Source organism: Rheinheimera gaetbuli (genome assembly GCF_054781935.1).
This window is the reverse complement of the sequence record NZ_BAAGTL010000008.1, coordinates 458,966-483,861: the sequence shown is the minus strand read 5'-3', so window position 1 is coordinate 483,861 and position 24,896 is coordinate 458,966. Positions and strand designations below refer to the sequence as shown.

General features: G+C 49.0%; 14 protein-coding genes. 8 read left to right on the top strand and 6 right to left on the bottom strand.

The window, feature by feature from the left end; translation table 11 throughout:
• The first annotated feature begins 257 nt into the window (after positions 1–257).
• Complete coding sequence (locus ACYVIC_RS09070; RefSeq protein ID WP_460859229.1) at positions 258–2,837, top strand: family 20 glycosylhydrolase; 2,580 nt, start codon at positions 258–260, stop codon at positions 2,835–2,837.
• Between the two features lie 73 nt (positions 2,838–2,910).
• Here the strand turns inward: ACYVIC_RS09070 and ACYVIC_RS09065 are convergent, their stop codons facing one another.
• Positions 2,911–3,621: a SapC family protein gene (locus ACYVIC_RS09065; RefSeq protein WP_460859228.1), complete on the bottom strand. Its 711-nt coding sequence runs from the start codon at positions 3,619–3,621 to the stop codon at positions 2,911–2,913.
• 315 nt (positions 3,622–3,936) lie between these two features.
• On the opposite strand from ACYVIC_RS09065, the gene ACYVIC_RS09060 reads away from it, so the two are divergent.
• On the top strand, positions 3,937–5,004 hold the full coding sequence (locus tag ACYVIC_RS09060; protein WP_460859226.1) for a sulfite exporter TauE/SafE family protein: 1,068 nt from the start codon (positions 3,937–3,939) through the stop codon (positions 5,002–5,004).
• A gap of 86 nt (positions 5,005–5,090) precedes the next feature.
• Here ACYVIC_RS09060 and ACYVIC_RS09055 read toward each other — a convergent pair whose 3' ends face one another.
• On the bottom strand, positions 5,091–6,629 hold the full coding sequence (locus ACYVIC_RS09055) for a tryptophan halogenase family protein (protein ID WP_460859225.1): 1,539 nt from the start codon (positions 6,627–6,629) through the stop codon (positions 5,091–5,093).
• A 114-nt stretch (positions 6,630–6,743) separates the two neighbouring features.
• A complete protein-coding gene (locus ACYVIC_RS09050) occupies positions 6,744–9,395 on the bottom strand; it encodes a TonB-dependent receptor (protein WP_460859223.1) in 2,652 nt (883 codons plus the stop codon).
• Between the two features lie 407 nt (positions 9,396–9,802).
• On the opposite strand from ACYVIC_RS09050, the gene ACYVIC_RS09045 reads away from it, so the two are divergent.
• Positions 9,803–10,828, top strand: coding sequence for a LacI family DNA-binding transcriptional regulator (locus ACYVIC_RS09045; RefSeq protein WP_460859221.1), 1,026 nt, complete (start codon positions 9,803–9,805; stop codon positions 10,826–10,828).
• Positions 10,829–10,973: 145 nt separating this feature from the next.
• Here ACYVIC_RS09045 and ACYVIC_RS09040 read toward each other — a convergent pair whose 3' ends face one another.
• Positions 10,974–12,572, bottom strand: a complete 1,599-nt coding sequence (locus ACYVIC_RS09040) for an AbgT family transporter (RefSeq protein WP_460859218.1) — start codon at positions 12,570–12,572, stop codon at positions 10,974–10,976.
• 370 nt (positions 12,573–12,942) lie between these two features.
• Between ACYVIC_RS09040 and ACYVIC_RS09035 the strand changes: the two genes are divergently transcribed.
• Together ACYVIC_RS09035 and ACYVIC_RS09030 are read left to right on the top strand one after the other, a co-directional pair.
• A complete protein-coding gene (locus ACYVIC_RS09035) occupies positions 12,943–13,692 on the top strand; it encodes a 3-hydroxybutyrate dehydrogenase (protein WP_460859217.1) in 750 nt (249 codons plus the stop codon).
• A gap of 45 nt (positions 13,693–13,737) precedes the next feature.
• On the top strand, positions 13,738–17,163 hold the full coding sequence (locus tag ACYVIC_RS09030) for a hybrid sensor histidine kinase/response regulator (protein WP_460859215.1): 3,426 nt from the start codon (positions 13,738–13,740) through the stop codon (positions 17,161–17,163).
• Positions 17,164–17,170: 7 nt separating this feature from the next.
• Here the strand turns inward: ACYVIC_RS09030 and ACYVIC_RS09025 are convergent, their stop codons facing one another.
• Positions 17,171–17,818, bottom strand: coding sequence for a response regulator transcription factor (locus ACYVIC_RS09025; protein ID WP_460859213.1), 648 nt, complete (start codon positions 17,816–17,818; stop codon positions 17,171–17,173).
• Between the two features lie 67 nt (positions 17,819–17,885).
• A complete protein-coding gene (locus ACYVIC_RS09020; RefSeq protein WP_460859211.1) occupies positions 17,886–20,201 on the bottom strand; it encodes a TonB-dependent receptor in 2,316 nt (771 codons plus the stop codon).
• Positions 20,202–20,357: 156 nt separating this feature from the next.
• Between ACYVIC_RS09020 and ACYVIC_RS09015 the strand changes: the two genes are divergently transcribed.
• From ACYVIC_RS09015 to ACYVIC_RS09005, 3 genes are all read left to right on the top strand, one after another.
• Positions 20,358–21,659 carry a GntP family permease gene (locus tag ACYVIC_RS09015; RefSeq protein WP_460859210.1) on the top strand — a complete coding sequence of 434 codons (1,302 nt, stop codon included), beginning with the start codon at positions 20,358–20,360 and terminating at the stop codon, positions 21,657–21,659.
• A gap of 9 nt (positions 21,660–21,668) precedes the next feature.
• On the top strand, positions 21,669–22,829 hold the full coding sequence (locus ACYVIC_RS09010) for an E22 family MetX-like putative esterase (RefSeq protein WP_460859208.1): 1,161 nt from the start codon (positions 21,669–21,671) through the stop codon (positions 22,827–22,829).
• A 175-nt stretch (positions 22,830–23,004) separates the two neighbouring features.
• Entirely contained in the window at positions 23,005–24,885 is a 1,881-nt protein-coding gene (locus ACYVIC_RS09005) for a hypothetical protein (protein ID WP_460859206.1), read from the top strand.
• Positions 24,886–24,896 lie beyond the last annotated feature (11 nt).

The following is a 24,896-nucleotide window of genomic DNA, read 5'->3' as shown; positions in this document are numbered from 1 at the left end:
CTGCTGCTTTCTTGTACCGAAGTGTTTCTTGCGGTAAAATTGACAGCGTTGTCATTTTTTAAAATCAGCATATAATAATTCTGACAAATAACAAGTCCTTTGTGTAAAAATGCAGCTTAGTTTTTCTGTTTAAGTTTTGCTAATCTGCAACCAATAAGAGATAAAAACATTATTAAACAATCACTTACTTAACTAACAACTAAATTAAATTGTCTCCGGCACAGGTAGTAGTCTGTCGGTAGCAACGGGGGAAACCAATGCGAATATTGATCATACTGCTAGTGCTGTGCAGCCTGCCGGCTAAGGCAACAAACTTGACCCAACAACAACTGGCCGATTTTGCCAGACATACCACTTTGCATTTTGCTGTTGATACCAATCAGCTGAGCACGCCCAGCCGTTTTCAGGCTGCCATAGAGCTACACAACCAATCTGCTGTCGGCCTACCAGCTGGCAACCACGACTGGCAGATTTACTTTCATCTGATCCGTCGCATCGACACCACAGATCAGCACGGCGTGCGCATTGAGCATGTGCAAGGTGATTTACACCGACTTAGTGCTACGAAAGATTTTGCTGGCCTGGCACCGGGGCAGCAACTAAGGCTTGGGTTTGAATCTGCACCCTGGCTGGTCAGTTACTCTGATTTTATGCCGCGCGCTTTTATTGTCAGCACAAACCTGCAACCCGAAGTGTTCGCCAATACAGATACTGAAGATTTACAGCAGTTTGTCCGGCCGCTGACTACCGACGCACAACTGCAACGTAATTTCGGTAGCCCGGACAAGGTAAACCTGGTTACGCCGCAACGCCGCTATGCAAACAACCTTAGTCTCAACGCCACTGATAAAGCGCTAAACAATAGCGCACTTCGTATTATCCCGACACCGCAGCAAGCTAGTTTCGGTAAAAGACGCATCGAACTGAACAACCGCTGGCAACTGGTGTTTTCCGGTGCAGCCAGCCAGGAAGCCAAGTACCTGCAACAACAGCTGTTGCAACTTGGACTTGATCTCAGCACCAGCGCGGACAATAAGCAGCCTGTTATTGAACTGGCCCTAACACCAACATTGCCGCTGGCAGCAGAGGGTTATCAGCTTAACCTGTCTGCAAACCACATTCGCTTGAACGGTAAAGACAATGCCGGAGTATTTTATGCCGTGCAAACCCTACTGGCGTTACTACACCGGCAGGATGCGAGCTGGGTGCTACCAGAGGGTAGTGTGACCGATCAGCCGCGTGCAGCATGGCGCGGTATGCATTATGACATGGGGCGTAATTTTCATGGCAAGGACGTTACACTGCGCCTGATTGATAACATGGCGCGCTATAAGCTAAATAAATTACATTTACACCTGACTGAGGATGAAGGTTGGCGGCTGGAGATCCCCGGCTTGCCAGAGCTCACCAATGTTGGCGCCGTTCGTTGCTTCGACCTGACAGAGCAGCAATGCCTGCTCACACAGCTTGGCACCGGCCCTCACAAACAAGGTTCGGGTAATGGCTATTACAGCACGGCCGATTTTATCGACATTTTGCGCTACGCTGGTGAACGCCATATAGAAGTGATCCCGGAAATTGACCTGCCAGGCCATGCCAGAGCGGCAATAGTTGCGATGAACGCGCGCTATAACCGTCTGATGGCACAGGGACAAACCGACGCTGCCCGCGCCTTTTTGCTAGCCGAACCTGGCGATAGTTCAGAGTATATTAGCGTACAAAACTATACCGACAACGCTGCCAATGTTTGCTTACCGTCAACCTATGTCTTTGTCGACAAAGTAGTCTACGAGCTGCAACAAATGTATCGTCAGGCCGGCCAGACATTGCGTATTTTTCATATGGGTGGCGACGAGGTTGCCGATGGCGCCTGGCAACAGTCGACCGCATGCCAACAGCTGTTTAATCAGCCAGGCAATGGCGTAAGTGGTGTTGCCGATCTTAAACCGTATTTCGTCCGTAAGCTGGCCGAACTGACTGCCAGCAGGGGTTTGGCCCTGGCTGGTTGGGAAGATGGTTTAATGTACGACAAGCTAAATACCTTTGAACGCACTCAATTAGACAACCCGCGCATTTTAGCCAACGCCTGGGACAACATCTGGGAATGGGGTGTTGCTGACCGCGCTTACCGGCTGGCTAATAATGGCTATCAGGTAATTTTGTCACCGGGTACGCACCTGTATTTTGATCATCCACATGAGGCTCACCCACAAGAACGCGGTTACTACTGGGCCACCCGCTATACCGGTATCGACACTGTATTTGGTTTTATGCCCGACAATTTGTATGCTAACGCTACGACCACCCGTGATGGCAGCAAAATAACTGACTTGGAAAAACTACTTGGCCGCGCGCTCCCCGCCTTGCAAAAACCGCAAAATGTAGTGGGTATTCAGGGCCAGGTTTGGACTGAAACCATTCGCACGGCCGAACAACTAGAGCAGATGATCTACCCGCGTTTATTGGCGCTGGCAGAACGCGCCTGGCACAAAGCAGGCTGGGAGAAACATAATGATCACAAAACCAGGCTGACCGACTGGCGCGGCTTTTCAAACAGAGTGGTGCAGCACGAATTACCCCGGCTGGCACAACTTGGCAGCGCCTTCTATTTGCCGCCACCGGGAGCTCGCTGGCAGCAAAACACATTAGCCGTCAATACGGCGTTGCCTGGGTTAACAGTCGAATACAGCCTCGATAATGGCGTTAACTGGCAAGACTACACAGGCCAGAGTATTTTACCCACCCAGTCTGTACTGCTGCGCAGCAGAGCAGGTAACGTAACAAGCCGCGAGGTTGCTCTCAACACCACCCGGGCAGAGGTCAACACTGCTAACTAACACGTAAAAAACCCGGCAAAACCGGGTTTTTTTATCGCAGTAAGCAGAATCAGGCAATGCGCCACAACATTATTTAGCTGGCCTCAGCAATTTTCTTTATCAACTTTTGTGTATGCTGCAACGACATCAGCTGAGCATAAATAGCGGTTAAAAAGCCGTTTTTACGCAGTTCAAGGAACTGCTCATCCGACAGCTCGGCCAGTTTAGCTTCATCAACCAGATAAATACCCGTGATACGACGCTCTTCACCTTTAATCGTCAGCGTTAACACCTGCTCTTTAATCAAATCCAGGCTTTGTAATTTGTCGATAAAGTTGCGGGTAACCATACCCATGTCGAGATATTCTGCCATTTGCTGTTTACGGAAGGTCAGAAATTCACTTTCACTGCCATCATCGTTAAACAACGCATTACCGTCGTCCTGGCCAACGCGGCTTGACGCTTCGTCCAGTGCAACCATCAGACGCTCACCCTCAGGCGTATTATCTTTTACCAATACCAGCGGATAATTGCGCACAGCACGTGGTACATAGTGTGCCTGCCATTGTTCTTCTTTGATAAACAGGTTTTGCCGCGCGTTTAGCCCCAACAATGCGACAGGCTGCAGTACGTCCTGATTTTTAATAAACACTACCGGAAACTCGGCACCGGCAACCACAAATTCGTGCACTACTACAGGCAACATATGCTCATTGCTAATATGGGCAAAGGCATTGTTATTATTAATCTTGGTTTTGGCGTGCTGATCTTTATTTAACGGCACAACTTTAGGGGTAGAAGTCATAAACTGCTCTTTCATTCTGTTCTTGGATAATAATAGTGCTGCTGGCAGTGTGCATTATGCCAGGCAGGTAAACCCTGCTGCCATCAGCTGCGCGGCCTTATCATGCGCTAAGTTGCGCGCCGGATCAACAGCTGAACCATGGCAAAATTGCGCTAAGTTATATAATGGCCACTGAGACAACCAAACCAGCATGTCGCTATTGACATCGCTGTCATCTGGCTAGCAGTATGCCGAGTTTAGGCTACAATCTTGCTCGACTGGTATAGTTAGCAAAACACCGTTATAACAGCAGCAGATAGCCGTCAGGAGCAGCAAATGCAGCAACAATTGAAACAACATTTGTGGGTGTGGTTGCTCTGGCTGGTCGGTTTTTATGCTGTTTGGCTATATTTAGTTATCGGCTTGGGCTACTGGCCAGAGGCGAAAGCACATTGGCCAATAGCTGTGGCAATGGCCATAGGCAGTTATGCCGCCGGCTCTACACCTATGGGTGGCGGTACCGTTGGCTTTCCTGTTTTAGTGTTGCTGTTTGAGTTACCTGCCACCCTGGGGCGCGATTTCAGCTTTGCCGTGCAAGCCATTGGCATGACCAGCGCCAGTATTTTTATTCTGGCGCGGCGCCAACCCATTGCCTGGGCCATGCTTAAAGGCGCTATGCTTGGCAGCTTAATTGGCACGCCACTGGGGATCTGGTTAATAGCCCCTTATATTCCTGGTTTGTGGATCAAGCTGGTGTTTGCTGTGGTGTGGGCCAGTTTCGGCATTTTGCATCTGTACCGGGTTAACGAGATTGCCGGCCACAACGGCATGACAGAATTTAACGAGAAATGGGATTTTAAAGTCGGCTGCTGGATTGGTTTACTGGCAGGTGCTGCGGTGGCTTCGGTTACCGGCGTTGGCATAGATATGGTGCTGTATACCGCATTAGTGTTGTTGTGCCGTACCGATTTAAAAATCGCCATCCCTACCTCAGTAATCATTATGGCGTTCACCTCAGTGCTGGGCGTTATCGTAAAAAACCTCACTACAGGTATGCAGCCTGGCGTATTTGAAAACTGGCTGGCGGCAGCGCCGGTGGTAGCACTTGGTGCGCCGCTGGGGGTATTTATCGTCGCGCTGATTGGCCGTAAACCCACTTTGTTAGTCGTGGCGTTTTTATGTGTGCTTCAGTTTTTCTGGACCATGCATTCCGAGCGCGCCAGCTTAGGCTTCATCGGCATAATGTTATCCACATTAGCGGTAGGTATTTGTTTACTCGGCTTTGAGTACCTAAGGCGCTGGGGTGCAAAACTGGTGAGCTATCGCACTGCGGCAGCCCAGTCGGCTCGCGGAGCAGTTAACAGCACCAGTGCAACCCCCTTATCGGTTACAGGTCAGGAATAAAGCCAAAGCAGCCATGGACAGCTGTAAACTCAGTGTCAACACCATCTTGTAATGCGGAGATTTGAATTATTCAGGTATAGGCAAGGCTATTTTGCGCAGATGACCGCCTGCAACCCGGCGGCTTGCTGTAAATCTTTTAGCCAAGTTCGATGTAATATAAAATCGCGGCCGGAATCCTGCACTAACTTTTGATTGCTAAGCAACAGCGTTTCACTCTGTTTGATTTCATCTGCTGTCAGCGGCTGTATATTGGTTTTAAATTTCATGCCGTACAAGACATACAAAAAGTTCTTTTCATTAAACAAATCAAACCGGCTAAAAAAGTCGCTTTGTTGCGGTGGGCGCAGCCTAAACATTGCCAAACGGTTTTTTAATTGCTCCGACAGCTTTGATTCGTCTCTGTTTTCTTGCCAAAAAGCGGAGTCTTGCCGATCTGACAAAAAATAATGCAGTTTGATAAAATCAATAACTCCATCCCATACATAACGCAGCACCTTATTGAAGTATGGCTGGCAAACGGCAATATCGTCATACCGTCGGGGAAAATGCCGCGCCAGCATTTCTGCTGCAAAATCCGTTACCAGAATTGAAGTCGCTTCCAGCGGCTCGACAAAGCCTTGTGCCAACCCTAAAGCCACACAATTTCCTTGCCAAAACGTTGAGCGATAGCCAATTGGCATAGAAATTTGTCTGGGCGCAAAGCTAGTGTTATCGACGCCAAGATAAGCCGCAAATTGCCGGCGCGCGTCATCATCTGATAAATGTTTACTGGAATAAACAAAACCTGTGCCGCGCCGGGTTGTCAGCGGAATATCCCAAATCCAGCCAGCACTATGTGCCGTAGCCGTGGTATAAGGTGGCAATGCTGCATCAGCCTCAAGTGGTACCTGTTGTACCAAGACACGATCGGTGAGTAACTGATCAGCTTTGCTGATAAAAGGCACCTGCAAGGTTTTATCAATTAGCACTGATGAAAAACCACTGCAATCCACATAAAAGTCAAAGGTAAGCTCAGTGCCATCGCGGGTTGTCAAACAACGAATCAAGCCTTGGTCATCAAGTTTGGCGCCAGTTACTGTAGCAACCTGATGCTGAACTCCATAACGTTGTCGGGCATTTTTAGCTAATAGGGCTGCAAATTTTAGCGCATTAAAATGATAAGCATAAGCCAGCGGCGCCTGATAGTTAGCAGACCGACGCGTTTTTGGTGCCAAACCAAGCTCAGCAAATCTAGCCTGAATCCCAACATCATCAAAGGGAATCTGCTCCTGCCTGGTTAGCCAATAAGATGTAATATCGAAACCAGCCGGATAAGGACTGTCAAACGGATGATAAAAATGATTATCGCCATGAGTCTCTTTGTCTAACCAATTGACAAACTTGATGCCTTGCTTAAAAGTGGTGTCGCATTGCAGCAATAATTCCGCTTCATTGATGCCAAAACGCTCCAACCCTTTCATAATATAAGGTACGGTACCTTCGCCCACTCCGATTGTCGGCACATCGGCAGACTCTATTACCACAATTTGAACATCGGGGTCGGCACGCAGTTCATACCCCAAATGATTGGCTGCCAGCCAACCGGCCGTGCCTGCGCCAACAATTGCGATCTTTTTTATTTTCATCAAAAATCACCTGCAATACCCAGTTTACTTGACCAGCAATATAACACCTGTCAAAGAAGAAACCGCACAGCCAGAAAAAAACCAGCCGAAGCTGGTTTTTTGTTTAACTGCAACTTAGAAAGTGTAGTTTAACCCCAGTTTATAAGTTGTTTCACCTTTAAATGACCAGGCAGGGAAACCATCTTTAAGCGCAGGCTTAACATCAGAATTGACACCGGCAGCACCGTACTGAACATCATCCTCAGCTAACAGATTCACTACTTCTAAACGAACTCTGGCAGAGTCAGTGACATTCCAACCAAGTGTCAAATCCAGTGAACCGTAGTCATCATGCATCCGGTTGCCATAGTACTTACCATACTCGCGTATCATATACTTCGAACGCCAGTTGTAGGCTATACGTGCTGAATAATCCACATTTTCCCAGTAACCAACTAAGTTACCACTGTGCTTGGATGACTCGGTAAATATAGAAAGACGATCCGTGTACACCTCTCCCGGCGCTTTAGCTTCGGCAAAAGTATAGTTGGTCGCGATACCAAAACCATTATCAAAATTATGGTTCAGCTGCAATTCAATACCTTCAATGGTGCCGCCACCAGCATTAACGTAATTGTTGACAGTCCAGTTATCGGCAGGCACTTCCAGATCGTTGTTTATCGCGCCAACCTGCTGATCAAACAAGGTATTGGCAACGATAAAGTTGCTGATGTCTTTAACAAACAAGGTAGCAGACAACAAGTTACTTGCGCCGTAATAATACTCCAGACTTAAATCCGCCTGCGAGGACTTCATCGGCTTAAGATTTGGGTTACCAAAGGTAATTTGTTCATTTCCACGCCGGTCATCCGGGTAACCAGAGATGCTGGCGGTAAACAATGTATCGTAGGTTGGGCGTGTGATAGCCTGGCCCGCTGAAAAGCGTAAAATAACCTCAGATGACAAATCAAACAGGATGTTGAAACTAGGCAAAATGTCGTTATAACTGCCTTCTACTTGCTGAATATTTGCACTCCACCCCGCATTCACACCCAGATCATCAGAAGACACACCATCAATAACATGGCCAGATGACGTTACATCTGTGCTGATATAACGTGCACCAAAATTACCGCGGAATCCGTCACCGGCAAAAGAAAACATACCGTACAGTGAGAAATTGTCTTCTTCAATTTTGCCATAGCCGGGCCGGCTGTAACCAAACTTACTTACCAACGAGTTGGTGGCACTGATCATTGCATTGACATCACCTTTGGGGATAGTATAACCGGCATAGCCCAAATCCATAGTACCTTTATATAAGTCGGCAGATTTAAATGAATTTGTTTTCGTTTGATCGTAAATAGCCCGGTATTCTTTGCGCTCAAAAGTATGGCTAGTATAGCGCATACCTGTTTCAAACTTATTCAAAACGCTGTGATCTAAATCGAATGCCAAATCAAGCTGCAGGTAATCTTCTTTATCCGAGTTAGGGCCTTTTGTCCCGGTCCATTGTGAGGTTCCAACTTCGGTATCCAGCTGATCAATGCCAAAGCTCATGTCACGGCCATTTATCTCGATCTGCTTGCCGGTAGCATCAACTTTACCTGCCCACTGCACCTGATTAAAATTGTCACCCCACCAGCCATAGCCGAAGTTGGCTGTCATTTCAGTGCCGCCCTTGGCTTCGGTAGTACCTGCAATAGCAGTTAAGGTATAACCATCGCCCACATATTTAGCATTTAATTCGAAAGTATCTGAAGTCATCTTTCCTAAACGAGCCCAGTTTTGAAAAAACACTTTCGAAGCACGGCTTTCCGGCGTGTCACTGATCACACATACACCGGCGGCATTAAATTGTTGACAATTAGATGGGCCATCGCCCCAGTCAGTATCAGTATTAATGTACATGTTAGCACCAAGACTGTCTGCGCCAAGCTCCAACGTCATGATATGCGCACCAAGCTCAAGCTTATCATTGGGGCGATATTGCAATGTTAGATCCAACGCTTCACGGGTTTGCTCTTGCAAAAAGCTGGATGGTTGAATGGAAGAGCGACCACCCCAGTCTAAATCTGCCTCAGTTCCGCGGCGCAGATACTCCCGGTCAACAAAGGCACCGGATACCAAAACACCAAACGTCTCGTCTGCATTTTTCCAACTGTATAAACCTGAGACCTCAGGCGCGACATTCTCATTAATACTGCCATATTCGCCTTTTAGCGAGACAACGCCAGAGTTAGCCGACATATCCAATGGCTTGCGCGTTTTAACGATAACGGTACCACCGATACCACCTTCAACTAAATTTGCCTGTGTCGACTTATACACGTTCATTCCACCGATCAGTTCTGGTGGTAACAAGGCATAGTTAAATGAGCGGTCGATATTCATTTGATCGTACCAGCCGGTTGAAGCAACATTTTGGCCATTTAGCGTCGTCAACGTCATTAACGGATCCGTACCCCTAATAGTTACTGAGCTGCCCTGACCGAAAGCCCGGCTAACTGTGACGCCCGGCACCCGAGCGAGCGCCTGTCCAACATCAGGATCAGGCAGTTGACCAATATCTTCTGCTGACACCGCATCGACAACGCTATCGGAAAAGCGTTTTGTATTCATCGACTCACTTAACGAGCGCTGGATCCCACGCACCTGAATCACTTCTACCTGTTGTTCTTTTGCAGCTTCGTCTGCAGCAAGAGAAGGCATACTTAATGCGGCGCTTCCCACTAACAAACTTAGCTTAACTGCTAATGCACATTTATTTATTTTATTGTGCTGCATATAACTCTCCCGTTCCTGTTCTGCGTATTTGCTGTTTTACTTCCAAGTCAAACCATGACAACGCTGTCATTGGATTTTAAAATACACAAAAAATTTTACCTTTGCAAACCGATTTCGACGATTTTTTAAACGACATTGGCGTATTCAAGCAACTACACTAACTACGCAGCTCATTGCTACTGGCTCAGCTCCAGCAAATAAGACAATAAGTCATTTTATATTTTAGATATAATATACAGTAAGTTACATATATAAACGGCCCATCACGTCCTTATGCGCCAAAAGTCGTAGTAAAAATAAGCAATAAATATTTGCCGTTTTGTCAAAAAAGAGGTATCCATTAGTTTAAATTGATCTAATAAATGACCAGCGCTGTCATAATCTCTAATAAGAGCCAGGATCTGTAAATGAAAGTAACCATTAATGACGTTGCCCGCCAGGCCGGCGTGTCAATAAAAACCGTATCCAGGGTAATGAACAATGAGCCCTCTGTGCGTAAGGACACCTTTGATAAAGTGATAGCGGCGATTAATGAGCTGCAATATCAACCCAATGCAGCCGCACGCAATCTGGCCAGCAGCCGCTCGTTCAGCATTGGTTATATCTACGACAACCCCAATGCCTATTATGTGATAGACATGCAGCGTGGCATGCTGGACGCCTGCCGTAAGCACGGCTACGAGCTGATTATTCACCCGACCAATGCTAAATCGCCGGGTATAGTGCAAGAAGTGTTGGATCTGGTGCAGCATTCACGGCTGGCCGGGCTGGTATTAACACCGCCGTTTTCTGAAATGCCGCACATTGCCCAAGCGCTGGAGAAAATTGGTTTGCCGTTTATCCGTATTATTTCGGGGTCAACACCCTCGCCCAAATTAAGCAACTGCGTGTTGGTAGATGACTTTACCGCCGCCTTTAAAATTACCAACCACCTGCTGGAACTTGGTCATACCGAGATCGCTTTTTTATGTGGTGACGAAGAGCACAGCTCCAGCGGTGAGCGTTTAGCAGGCTATCAGGCCGCGTTGGCCAAGCGGGGTATTGCAGCCAACCCTAAGTTTATTGTACCGGGCAGCTATTCATTTGAATCTGGCGTCAAAGGTGCAGAACAGCTAATGCAGCTGAGCAAAAAGCCAACCGCTATTTTTGCCTGTAACGATGAAATTGCTGCCGGTGCCTTATTTGCCGCCCGTTTGATGAATATTGCTATTCCGCAGCAGTTGGCGATTGCCGGTTTTGAAAACAGCCCGTTTTCGCGCCAGACCTGGCCACCACTGACTACAGCACATCAGCCGAACGTGACCATAGCGCAACAAGCGGCAGAATTACTGTTCCGCCATACCAAGCCTAACGCCAACAAGACCTTATCAGACAAACAGCCAGTGTTTATCCCTGAACTGGTGGTACGTGAGTCTACCGCCATCAGTGAGTAGTATCGGTATCCACAGTTCACATCGCAGGAACCGGTATGCTCACGTCAACACGCCGTAAACCCTTCCCTGGGGGCTCGATTCGGCCATCCTGGCCTGCAACGGTTGACTTAAAGCACACCGATTCCGACTATAAGGGTATCTCTTCTTAACCACCAAACTGATAATAGGTTGGAGAGCCTGGCCCTACCGGCAAGCCCAGCACAAACACCCAAACATAGAACAACAAGGTCCAACCAATAAAGAACACCAGGGTATATGGCAACATTGTGGCAATAAGGGTACCGATGCCCAGGTCTTTCTTATAACGCGCTGCTACCGCCAGGATTAAACCAAAGTAACTCATCATCGGCGTAATAAGGTTGGTGACAGAATCGCCTATCCGGTAAGCTGCCTGTATTACCTCAGGTGAATAGCCCACAATCATCAGCATAGGCACAAAAATAGGCGCGAAAATGGCCCACTGTGCCGAAGCAGAACCAAGAGACAAATTGACCAAAGCACACATACCGATAAAGAAGAAGAATAAACCCGGCCCGGTTAAACCAATGTCCTGCAATAACGTTGCGCCGTTGACTGCCAGAATTGAACCTAAATTAGACCAACCGAAAAAGGCAACAAACTGGGCAGCAAAGAATACCAAAACAATGTACAAGCCCATAGAGCTGATGCTTTTAGCCATGGCATTGATGACATCGCGGTCAGTTTTCATCGTACCGACAACGCGACCGTAGATATACCCCGGAATAGCAAAGGTGATAAAAATAAACACCACTATGCCTTTCAAAAATGGCGAACCTGCCACTAAGCCCGTTTCCGGGTGGCGTAATGGCCCCCACTGCGGCACCACGCTAAGCGCCAACAAAATGCCCAGCGCCAGAAATGCTAGCCCTGCAGCTTTTAAACCGCGTTTTTCTTCTGTGCTCAGCTTTTCCAGTTCGGGCTTACCTAAATCAATTGCCGCCTCACTGACATCGTATTTTCCCAATTTAGGCTCTACTATTTTCTCGGTAACAAAAGCCCCTAAACCGGCAATAAAAAACGTACTGACAATCATAAAGAACCAATTTGCTTCAGGCCCGACGGTATAATTCGGATCAATAAGGTTAGCTGCAGATTGGGTAAAGCCAGCCAGCAAGGGATCAACGGTACCGATAAACAAGTTAGCACTATAACCACCAGACACACCGGCGAAAGCGGCCGCTAAACCCGCCAGCGGATGACGGCCCAGTGAGTGGAAAATCACCGCGGCCATGGGGATCAACACCACATACCCCAGTTCAGAGGCCGTGTTAGAGATAATACCGGCAAATACTATAGTCACGGTAACCATGCGCTTTGAGGCGCCCATTACCAGGCCACGCATAGCGGCTGAAATTAGACCAGAATGCTCGGCAATACTTACACCAAGTAGCGCCACCAGCACCACGCCAAGTGGCGGAAAGTTGGTGAAGTTAGTTACCAGGTTTGACACTATGCGCTGCAAGCCATCAACACTGACTAAATTAACTACGCGGATCACGCCATCTGCGGCGCGCCCGGCAGTGCCTTCCGGCCTCGGGTCTATCGCACTGACATCAAAGTAAGCGGCAATCCCGCTACCCAGCACCACTGCCAGAGCAAACATGGCAAACAAGGTTACCGGATGGGGTAGCAAATTACCCAACCATTCTACCGTGTCAAGAAAACGGGTAAACCAGCCGCGTTTGGCGTTCTCTGCCAACGGCGTATTATCAGAACCTGACATCGCTATTCCTCAAAATCAAAGTGTTATGCGCCAAGGCTGCCGTGTATTCTGCGAAGAAAATAGACATTTTTAAGCCACTTAACCCAACTTAGCCATGTAGATAGCTGAATGAGCAGTTATTTTCTGGCCAAATCGCGCTGCAGCCGACACTAAATAAATTAACTGTGGCTGAATTTATCATAAGCAGTAAGCCACACAAAGCTATACAATGCATTTTGAGACTACTACACAATAATCTGTCTGTTTTTGCCAATTTATAATTTTAGCCCAGCGCTATATTGCGCCCTGCTATAGCACTAAAGTAGCGTTGCTGATCATGCTAACGCCCTCTAGCATGCTACTTATCAGGGTAAATAACAGGATCACGACTATGCAGATTATTGTTACCGGCGGTACCGGCGGCATAGGTTTTGCCATTGCCAGCCACTTTGCCGCTCAAGGCCACAGCGTGGTGATTGCCGATTTACAGCAGGGCGCCATTGACGACAAAGTAGCGCAACTGCAACAACAGGGCTTTAACGCCGCGGGTATAGTGCTGGATGTTACTGACGCAACATCGGTAGCCAACTGTGCTGCGCTGTATCCGGCTGATGTGCTGGTAAATAACGCCGGTACTCAGCATGTGGCACGGCTGGAAGATTTCCCGCCAGAAAAATGGCAGCAGTTAATCAATGTAATGCTAACCGGCCCGGCTATGCTTAGCCGTGCTATGTTGCCGGGCATGCGGGCGCGCAATTTTGGCCGCATTATTAATATAGGCTCAATTCATGCACTGGTAGCCTCGCCGTTTAAATCGGCCTATGTTGCCGCCAAGCACGGATTACTCGGGTTTAGTAAAGTCGTGGCGCTGGAAAATGCCGATAAAAATATCACCATTAATACCATTTGCCCGGCCTATGTAAAAACCCCTTTGGTAGAACAGCAAATTACCGCCCAGGCTAAAGAGCATAATCTGACGGAACAACAGGTAATAGAACAAATTATGCTGGCACCTATGCCACAAAAAGCCTTTATTGGTGTTGACGAAATTGCGGCTACCGCTGGTTTTTTATGCAGCGACGGTGCGCGCCACATTACCGCGCAAACGCTGGTGCTGGATGGTGGCTGGACAGCCCGCTAGCCGCCTGGCAAAAACTCAGGCACAATCAGCTTACACAAATTTCAGATGACAGCGCCTGAACTTATGATGTTAAGCGGCAGCAGCATTGGCCTGGGTACCATAGCGGCGCTCTCCCTGGTTTACCTGTTAATTCTGTTTAGTGTCGGGCATTTTGGCAAACGTATTAACAGTAAGCATCCGCTGGCACCCTGGGTGTTTAGTTTTGCGCTGTCAATTTACTGCACCTCCTGGGCTTTTTACGGCGTTACCGCCCAGGCGGCAGTGAATGGCTGGTGGATGCCGCCTACCTATATCGGCTCGTTTTTGTTGTTCTGGTTTGGCTTTAAGCTTATTGCCCGCATTGCTATTGCCTGCCGCCGCTATCGTATTACCTCAATTGCCGACTTTATCGCTACCCGCTTTGGCCACTCGCGCACGCTGGCGGTGATCACTACGCTTATTCTGCTGATGTCGGTTATCCCCTACATTGCCTTGCAACTGCATGCAGTGTCTACCAGCATTAATACACTGGTAAGCAGTGCCCCCGACAAATACTGGTATACCGATACCGGCCTGTACGTGACGTTATGGATGGCGGTATTTGCGCTGTTGTTTGTCAGCAAAAGCGCGAAAGCGCACCAGCCTAACCCCGGTCTGATGACCGCAATCGCCTTTGAATCTTTGGTAAAACTGCTGGCCTTACTGGCTATCAGCGCCTTTGTGTTTTGGGGCCTGTATGACGGCATAGGCCAGATTTTCACCCTGGCCGCTAACCATCCGGCGGTACAACAACTACAACAGGGCGCACTGCCGGCGCACACCTACTGGTTGCATGTGTTATTGGGTTTTGCTGCCACCTTGTGTTTACCGCGCCAGTTTCACGTTACCTTTGTTGAAAACCAGCATTTGGGCCATTTACGCAGCGCCCGCTGGATTTTCCCCCTGTACTTGTTGCTAATGGGCATGTTTACCCTGCCTTTGGCGTTGGCCGGGGTAATGTTATTGGGCGGCGATGCCAATATCGACTTAGTAGTATTGCAAATCCCGCTGGCTGCACAGCGCACTGATATGGCCTTGCTGGCCTATCTGGGCGGTTTTTCCGCGGCTACCAGCATGGTAGTGGTCGCCACTGTGGTACTGGGCATTATGATCACCAACGAATTACTGGCCCCACTGATTTACCGCGCACCGGCCAGCCAGATGCAGGCCGCCAATAAGGTGAAAGTGGCAACTTTGCGCCGTATTACCATGCTTATCGTGATGGCACTGGGTTATGTGTACTATCGCTGGATTGGCACCGACACCGGCTTAGCACAGCTGGGGTTGATGGCTTTTGCCCTGGTGGCTCAACTGGCACCGGCACTGATCCTCGGTTTGCTTAGCCGTGATATTAACCGCCAGGGCGCTATTGCCGGTTTAACCGGCGGCGCGCTGATCTGGGCCTATGTGATTTTACTGCCCGAGCTAAACCGTGCCGGTTTAATCAGTCTGCCACTACCGTCTTTACAGCATTGGCTACAAACCGGGCTGGATACCATTACACTGGGCGTGTTACTTAGCCTCAGCATTAACTGTGCCCTGGTATTGCTGGTTAGCCGCTTTAGCAGCACCCGGGTAGGTGAGTGGCTGGAAAGCGGCCGCTTTTTGCGTACCCAACTAACACAACACAACGCCAGGCCATTGAACCTAAGCGTGCAAGACTGCTATTTGCTGGTAAAACGCTTTGCTGGCGAAAAAGAAGCCAGCCGTTTATTACAACGTAACCTGAAAGAGCCGCATGAATTGCAACAACTGGCACCGGCTAACTTATTGCAGGCGGCAGAGCGCAGCCTGGCCGCTGTAGTCGGTGGCGCGTCGATGCGGCTTATAATGGATGCCAGCAGCCGGCACGCCACTTTGCCACTGGAGTCTGTTGCCCGTTTTGTCGATGAGGCCAGCCAGGTATTTCAATTTAATCAGGCGCTGCTGCGCGCCACCATCGACAATATCAGTCAGGGTATCAGCGTAGTTGATGCTGACTTACGGCTGATTGCCTGGAACCAGCGCTATATTGATATGTTTAGTTATCCACCGGCATTGGTCGAGGTGGGCCGTCCGGTCGCTGATGTAATCCGTTTTAACCTTGAGCGCGGTTTGATAGACAGCGAAAACATCGAAGCCGAAATAGGCAAACGCCTGAGCTACCTGCGTCAGGGCAGCGCCTATAAATTTCAGCGCCGCCAGCAGGATGGTCGTGTGCTGGAAATGCAGGGCAACCCACTACCGGGCGGCGGCTTTGTGACTACTTATACCGATGTCAGCGCCTTTGTCGACACCCAGCAACAGTTAGAGCAGCGCGTAGCCGAACGCACCGCGGCCCTACAGCAATTAAACCAGCAACTGCAATTGGCGCAACAAAAAATAGAAGAAAACACTCAGGCTAAAACCCGATTTTTCGCTGCGGCCAGCCACGATTTGATGCAGCCGTTTAACGCCTCAGCGCTGTTTGCCAGCTTACTACGCGACAAACAAACTACGCCTGAGCTGAAACAACTCAGCCAAAACCTGATTAACTCATTAAACTCTGCTGAGGAACTACTGGGCGCCATACTGGAGCTGACCAAACTGGATTCAGGCGTTATCAGTGCACAGCCGCAAGCAGTCAGTTTAGGCCTGGTGCTGGATGATATTGCCAAAGATGCTGCAGCCTTAGCCGAAGAAAAAGGTCTGACATTCCGCTATCTGCCGGTAAAGCTGGCCGTAATGACCGACCGTAAGTTACTTAAACGCGTGATACAGAACCTACTGGCCAATGCCATCCGCTATACCGAAAAAGGTAAAGTGGTGTTGGCCGTAAAGCGTCGCGTTACAACGCTGCAAATTTGCGTTATCGATACCGGTGTAGGTATTGCCGCGCAAGACCAGCAACGTATTTTTGAAGAGTTTCAACAAGGCTCACAGCCAGACCAAAAAGGCCTTGGCCTTGGTCTGGCCATTGCCAAACGCATTAACGATATTTTGCAGCACCGCCTCGCCGTGCATTCAGTCGCCGGCGAAGGCAGTTGTTTCAGCATTACCCTGCCAGTGGCGCAGCTACCGGTATCCATTGCGCAGCAACCGGTACCGGGCGCCATTAATGCCAGTTTTGCGGCAAAGCAAGTATTACTGCTGGATAACGAACCGCAACTGCGCGCCGCGGTGGCCGAGTTGCTGCGTAGCTGGGAGATTAATGTTGTGGCCGTTGGCCAACCGGCAGAGGCTTTACAGGCACTGCAACAAGGCCTTAAGCCAGACTTATTGTTATTTGACTATCACCTGGACAACGGCGCCACCGGCGTTGACGTTGCCCGGCAACTGGCAGAACATTTTGCGGTCACAGCCCCGGTTATTATTCACTCCGCCGATCACAATGAGCAGATCCGCGAAGCGGCGCTAAATGCCGGTTATTACTTTTTACTGAAACCGTTAAAAGCAGCAGCGCTGAAAAAGCTGTTCAGCCGCTTACTACGCTAAGGGTGCTTTAGTGCGGATCTGCTAGTTTCAGTTTTTCAAACAGTATGCCAGCCAGCGTACGATTATTGACGTTCAGTTTACGCAGTATCGCTGACACATGCTGCTTAATGGTAGTTTCCTGTACGTTCATCTCAAAGGCAATTTGTTTGTTTAACAGGCCATCGGCAATCATCTTTAGCACGCGGAATTGCTGCGGTGTCAGTTGTTCCAGCCGGCTGGCAAAGTCATCATCTATCAGGGGTTTGGCATTGTGTACATCTTGCATTAACTCGGCGGGTAACCAGCTGTCACCATTTAGTACAGCCGCTATCGCTTCGGACAACAGCTCCAGAGGAGCAGACTTAGGAATATAAGCCGCAGCGCCTAAGGTCAACGCTTGTTTAATGATCACCGGATCTTCTTCCGCCGATACCATTATTACCGGTACATCAGGATATTCGGTACGCAACGCGGTTAAACCGGTAAAGCCGTCTGAACCTGGCATACGTAAATCAAGGAAGATAAAACTGGTATCCGGATGCGCTCTGAGTAGCGGCCACAGCTGCTGCATATTCTGCGCTTGCAGCAATACGGCATCACTGCCAAGAATATTGGCGCAGGCCTGCGATAAAGCAACCCGAAACAGCGGGTGGTCGTCAGCAATTAAAACTATCATAAATCCGGTTCTGAGCCTTTTGGCCCATAATGTACCGGGGCTTACGCCCCGGCAAGTGTTTTATTAATCAGAAACGGTAACCTACACTCAGGCTAACCGTACGCGGTGCGCCATAGTAGCCAATCAGCGTATTGTCTCCCCCCAGGCCAGGGATATATTGGCCAGGTTTAGCCGGATCCGGTGCAATAAACGCATAGTTACCCACCAGATATTCTTCGTCGGTCAGGTTTTTACCATGCAGCGCTATGCTCCAGTGGCCATCATTACTCAGCCAGGTAACACCCAGGTTCAGCAAACCGTAACTGTCTTGCGTAAGCAGGTTGTCCAGTTCAACCACAGCATAGTCGCTGCGGTAGTTATAATTACCGTTGAATATCACATCACCAACGTCGGTCATCAGATTATAGCTAAAGCCAACATTCATAGTGGTTTCCGGTGTATTAGTCACCGAAAAACGATCTGAAATATCAACCGGACCAGTGCCTGGAACAAAAGAAACCGCTTCTTCAAAACTGGCGTCAATTAAACCCAGGTTGCCGTAAATTTCCAGCTCACGGCTGGCACGCCAGGTGACTTCTACTTCAACACCGGTGGCTTCAGAGCGGCCAACATTACCTAAGCGTTGATTTAATGCTGAGGCATCATCTTCGTCCGGGATCACAGAAATGTACTGTCGATCTTTATGATCCAACATAAACAAGGTGGCATTGATGCGCAGTGTGTCATTCCAGTCGCTTTTAATACCCACTTCAAATGAATCAACATCTTCCGGATCAGCTGCAGGTTCAGCAACGGTAGCACGGGGGTTAAAAGTACCAGATTTAAAACCCTGGCTATAACTGGCAAACAGCATCATGTCGTTACTGTGCTGGTACTCAACACCAATCTTCGGTGTCACTTTAGACCAGCTTTCGCTGTCATCCAACACTACCGGAGTGGTTAAACCGTCTGGGCGAACATAGCCTGGCAACCAACCCGATTCTGGATACACATTGGCAAAAATAAGGCCGTTGCGTACAACTGCATCTTTGTCATCTTTGGTGTAGCGTAAACCGGCAGTTAATGACCATTTTTCGTCGAAATCATAAGTTCCCTGCGCATACAACGCTGTGCTGTCGCCGTTGCTACAGCCGCCGACTTCACGTGTTAACCCAGCCGCACCTAATGATTGACCCAGCACACCCAGGATGGCGTCGAAAACACCACAGGAATCGGCAGTGTAGTAGTACGCGCCAGACACCATTTTAAAGCCGTCAGTCTGGTAGTTAAGTTGGAATTCCTGCGTAAACTGCTCATCATCATAAATAGCTGGTACGTCAAAGATCGGCAGTGAGGTGTTGTCAAAATCGATGTTGGTTTTCGAATAGCTTTCACGCTGAGAGGTGATCGACTTTAAGGTCCAGTTGTCGTTGATATCCCAGTTAATTGTCAGGCCAAGCCCCTCGGTATCTACGGTATTCCAGGTAGGCATGCTAGTGTACGAGTCGTATACACTGTTGGGTACCGGCGCATTGGTCAGTAAGCTGGGTAATAGACGGTAACCGCCCTTGGCATTAGAGTCATCTTCGGTTTTATCGTAATTCAACCGTATAAACACGGCGTCGCTTGGCCGGTATTCCAACGTTAAACGGTATGCCTGCAAGTCTTTGTTGTAGTTTTCGCCGTCCTGATTCGGCAGCGCAGATGTGAGGAAATTGCCATAGCCATCGCGTTGTAAATTAGCGTAACCAAACCCTAAATACAGCTTATTGTCGATTAGCGGTATTTGGCCGGTCAGTTTTACATCGCCCTGCTTATACGAGCCCGCTGTCAGGTTGACGGCAAATTCTGTATCACCGCTCATTTCTTTAGTAACGTATTTAACTGCTCCGCCGATGGTATTTTTACCATACAGTGTGCCTTGTGGGCCGCGCAGTACTTCTATGCGTTCAACATTAAGAATATCTAACACAGCGCCTTGTGGCCGGGCAACATAAACATCGTCTACATAAATGCCCACGCCAGGCTCATAACCCCATAACGGGTCTTCCTGGCCTACGCCACGAATAAAAGCAGTTAAGGTGGAGTTGGTGCCACGGCTTTGTTGCAATGTCGTGTTGGGTGAGAACTGCTGAATTTCTACCACCGTTGAGATACCGCGTTCAGCAATATCAGCAGCGCCAATGGACGTTACCGCCACCGGCACTTCCTGTAAATTTTCGATAGTGCGACGGGCGGTAACTTCAATGCGCTCGAGCTTTACTTCATCATCGGCAGCTTTTGCTGTTTCCTGCGCCAGTGCCACACCGGCAAAACTGCTGCTAATGGCTAACGCTAAAAGGCTGGGTTTCAGTAAGGTGCGGCTAAACGTGTGCTGTGCATCACTATTATTCTTATTGGCCATTATGGCTCTCCTGCTGTTGATTTGACATCATCTTGTCATTATTGCGGTAGTCTTACTGTAGGCTTAAACGCAGAAATTTTAACCTGTACCTTAGTACTATGGTGATAGCCGCCGTCCTGTATCAGACTAAACGAAAATGAGAATAAGGATAACAAGATGTTGAGTCTTCTGGGATTACTTGCCGGGCTTGGCCTGCTAATCGTACTGACGATGCGCGGTTTCAACCTGTTTATTACCGCACCGCTATGCGCTTTGCTGGTAGCCGTAACCAACGGCATACCGTTTTGGCAACTGAGCGATAAACTCGACTTTGTCCACGGCTATATGTCTGGTTTTTCCGGTTTTGTTGCCGCCTGGTTTTTAATGTTCTTACTCGGCTCTTTGTTTGGCAAATTGATGGAACATACCGGCGCTGCTGATGCAGTAGCGCTGGCGATTGTGAAAAAACTCGGTCAGGGTAAAGCGGTACTGGCGGTGGTATTGGCCTGTGCAGTGTTAACCTATGGCGGTGTTAGTGTATTTGTGGTGGCATTTTCTGCCTACCCCATGGCGGTAAGCTTATTTAAAGGTGCCAATTTGCCCAGGCGCTTTATTCCTGCCGCCCTGGCGCTGGGCTCAGTTACCTTTACCATGACCTCAGCCGGCTCACCGGAAATACAAAACTGGATCCCAATTCCGTATTTAGGCACTACCCCTTACGCTGGCTGGCAAGTCAGTATTGTGGTGGCCATGTTTATGGCGGTATCCGGTTATGCCGCACTGATGTGGATGCTAAAACGCGCTGTGGCCAGCGGCGAGCACTTTATACAGCGTAGCAGTGATCCTGAAATAACAGACCGCGCTCTGCCGCATCCGCTAATGGGTGTTATTCCGTTGGGTGTGGTGCTGCTGTTGTCATTTTTACTGCATGACAGTCTGCAGCAAGCGGCTCTTATTGTCGCCCTGTCAGGCGGTGTAGTGAGTCTGTATATTCTGAATTTCCGTTTTTTACATAACCCCGCGGTGGCCACCAATGAAGGAGTACTGGGTGCATTGTTGGCTATAGGTAATACTGCTGCGGTGGTCGGTTTTGGCTCGGTGGCAAAACTAACCCCGGCTTTTGCCAGCGTAGTACATTATATGACGCATCTGCCCGGGCCTGAGTTACTGGGCGCTGCCGTGGCCGTTAGTGCTATTGCCGGTTTAACCGGTTCAGCGTCCGGCGGTCAGGTTATTGCGCTGCCCGAGATTGCACCACATTATCTGGATCGCGGCGTCGACGCCGAGCAGCTTCATCGCGTCGTGGCCATATCTTCCGGTGCGCTCGATTCCCTGCCACATAATGGTTATGTCGTCACCACAATCCGTGCTATTTGTGGCGAAACACACCAAAACGCCTACTGGCCGGTGGCAGTGGTTAGTGTAGTGGTGCCGGTAGTGGGCACTGCGCTGGCTATCTTGTTATTTCAGTGGTTTTAAGGAGTCGTAATGCGCGTTATTAGCGGTTTAATATTATTTTTCTGTCTTAGTGCCTTTGCCGAGCCTTTACTGGTGCAAAAACAGCGCTTTGCGCTGGAGAGTTTTACCACCGAAAACGCCCAGACAATTGCACCGTTGCAGGTCGGTTGGGAGGCCTACGGCCGCTTGAATGCCAATAAATCTAATGCCATTTTAATTACCCACTTTTTTTCCGGCACCAGCCACGCTGCCGGTAAATATAAGGAAGATGACGCCGCCCCCGGCTATTGGGATGCCATTATTGGCCCGGGTAAAGCTATAGATACCAATAAGTACTATGTAATAAGTAGCGACACCCTGGTCAACGCCAACGTGTTTGATAAAAACGTTATTACCACTGGCCCGGCAACAGTTAACCCCGCCAGCGGAAAACCTTATGGTTTGAGCTTTCCGGTGGTAACGATAGGCGACTTTGTCGAAGTACAAAAAGCACTGCTCGACAGCCTGGGTATCAATACACTACACGCCGTGATTGGCCCGTCAATGGGCTCGTTTCAGGCGATAGAATGGGCGGTGCGCTATCCGGACAAGGTGCAGCGCTTAATACCGGTGATTGGCAGTGCCTATATGGATATTTACGGTGCAATTAAACTGCAACGCTGGGCGTACCCTATTTTGCACGACCCGGCCTGGAATAATGGTAACTACTACAACAAAGGCCAACCATGGCAAGGCTTAAGCACAGCGCTGGCGTATATTACACAAGATGCGTTACACCCGGATGGCTTTAACCCGCGTTATACCGCCATCAGCCAGGATGGTGACCTCCATCAGCATATAACGGCTTTGCCACAGGCCTGGCAGCAACTGCAGGCTCAGGCCCGGGTGCGCGCCGAAAAACAAGACGCTAACCATATTTTGTATTTAGTGCGCGCTTCGCAGTTGTGGCGCGCTGGTATGGGCGACAACTGGCAGCAAGCACTAAGCCGGGTTAAAGCCAAAACACTATTTTTACCGGCCAGCGGCGATTTACTGCTGCCACCAGCCTTAAGTCAACACAGTGCCGCAGCAATGACAGCCGCAGGCCATGCACCACAGTATGCTGAAATACCCGGCAGCTTTGGCCACTTAGATGGTGTGCTGGGTATCAGTGCTGTGGCAGCGCAGATCGCAGCTTTTTTGCAGCAATGATGTATTAACGGTTTTCCTGGCAGGCGCTGCAGGTATTGGGCGCCTTTTTTGATAATAATATATTCGCCAACTGCCACATTTTCCGCTAAAACTATCCGGCTAAGCATTGCAAAACGCTTACACTCAGGCAAGATAGCTGCATTTACAACAACCTGATTTTTAAAAGGAAGTAATCATGGCTTATGATTATGGCAGTGACTCGCTAGGGATCCGTAACCCGTTTAAAGTTGAAGGCTTGCTGCGCGCTATACGTGGCTTGCTGGTTAGCCTGTTAGGCATTTACCCTTTGCTACAAGTGGTTAGCCTGGTACAGCAGGATAAAACCCTGGCCTGGATTTATGCCGCCGTTGGTTTTGCCTTACTGGCCGGCGGGTTGCGGGCGCTGGGCGGCGGTATTTTTCAGATGCTGCGTTTTTTTGTTGGTCGCAGCGTACCTACATCTCTGGCGGAAAACTACAGCAAATCTGAGCGCGAAACCGCCAAATTTGAACAACCGCATTATAAAAGTACCGACTTAGAAGAAATGCTAATGGGCCGCAAAAACAAAACCTTTGTTGAACCGGTCGGTTTTATCTCGCGTCTGGTGCATACCTTGGTACCCAAGCTTATTTTTTTGCCCTACCCGCTGCGCAATCTGGCGCAGCGTTTTGCCGGTGCCCTTATCGCGACTGTAGTGGCTTTGGTGGCCTATGCGTTAACGGCCTTTGTTTGTCTTACAGGCCTGGCCGGCAACACCGGCGATATTTTACTGCCGTTTTTCTCTTTTTTGCTGATGGTGTACCTGGTAATAAGCTGGCGTAATGCAAGCACCGTATACCGCCAGGCCGAGCGCCGCATAGAAACTCAGGGCAATCTGCAACTGGCAAAAATTATGGCTTTTGCCATTCTGGCACCCGTCGTGCTGGGGTTGTTGATTAATTATCTGTTACAGCAGCGCGATATCGCACTTTTTGTCGTCGATATGCAAAGCAGTGAATTGCAAACCTTTGCTGTTATGCCGCAACTGCTGCTGGTACTGCTGTTTACCGCGTTAAGTGGCGTACTGATTTTTCTGCTGTTAAAACAGCGTACTGCGCAGGTGCAGGCACAAACTAAAGTGTCGGAATATCGCGCCAACTGGCAAGAGAATATTCACCCTCGTGAGTTGTTTGTTAATATCGACAACATTGTGATGGCTAACCGGCGCTACAAAGAAATACCTAACAGGGTATACCGCGAGCTTAACCCAAACCTGAATGAACAATCAGAAAGTAAAGGTAACTTTAGCGGCGAAGTCATGATAGAAACCCAACCCGCTTATGCGCCGCTGCAGCAGACAGCGCTGTTTAAGCAATTGCGGCTGTGGGCCACTATTACAGCGCAGCTGCTGCTGTTAATCGGGCCCTTTATTTTGTTTTATCTGCTTAGCGAGGCCCAATTAGTGCTGGATATCGTGCGTGATTTTACCGCCATAAACAGGCCTTCTGATGCGGCGGTATCGCAGTTTGTGGTAACGCTGTTTAATGAAAGCCAGTTTATTATCAGCCTGGTGCTCAGCTGGTTAATTTGCCACAGCTTTGGCCGCTTGTTGCAAAACTACAGCCATACCTTCTGGGCAGAACTTAACTTTGACTCCTTACTGGTGTTTTTAAAATGTGAAGGCACCTACACCCAAAGTAAACTGACTACAGGTAAAGGCATTTATGATTCAACCTCGTCAGAGAACTATGTGATGCGCTCCTCACTTACGCCCTGGATCATCAGCTCGCGTATTATGAGCAGCACCTTTGCCGACAGTGGTGCCAAGAATGTCGAGCATCCGCGGCATATTCTGGAAATGCACGACAACCCGCAGGAGATGCAGGCGATACTGGATGATATTCAAAGCTTCTTATCAGAGCGTGAAACCATTGCCAATATTAAAAACGCTCAGGATTTATCTAATACCGAGCAAATCTATCAGATTAACCAGCAATCGCGTGCTATGCCGTTAACGCCGGATCAAGCCACTCTGGCCAGCCCACAGCAAGACGCTGACGCCAGCGCAAGTTTGCCGTCCGGCGACGCTAAAGACTAATTCGGCAGGCA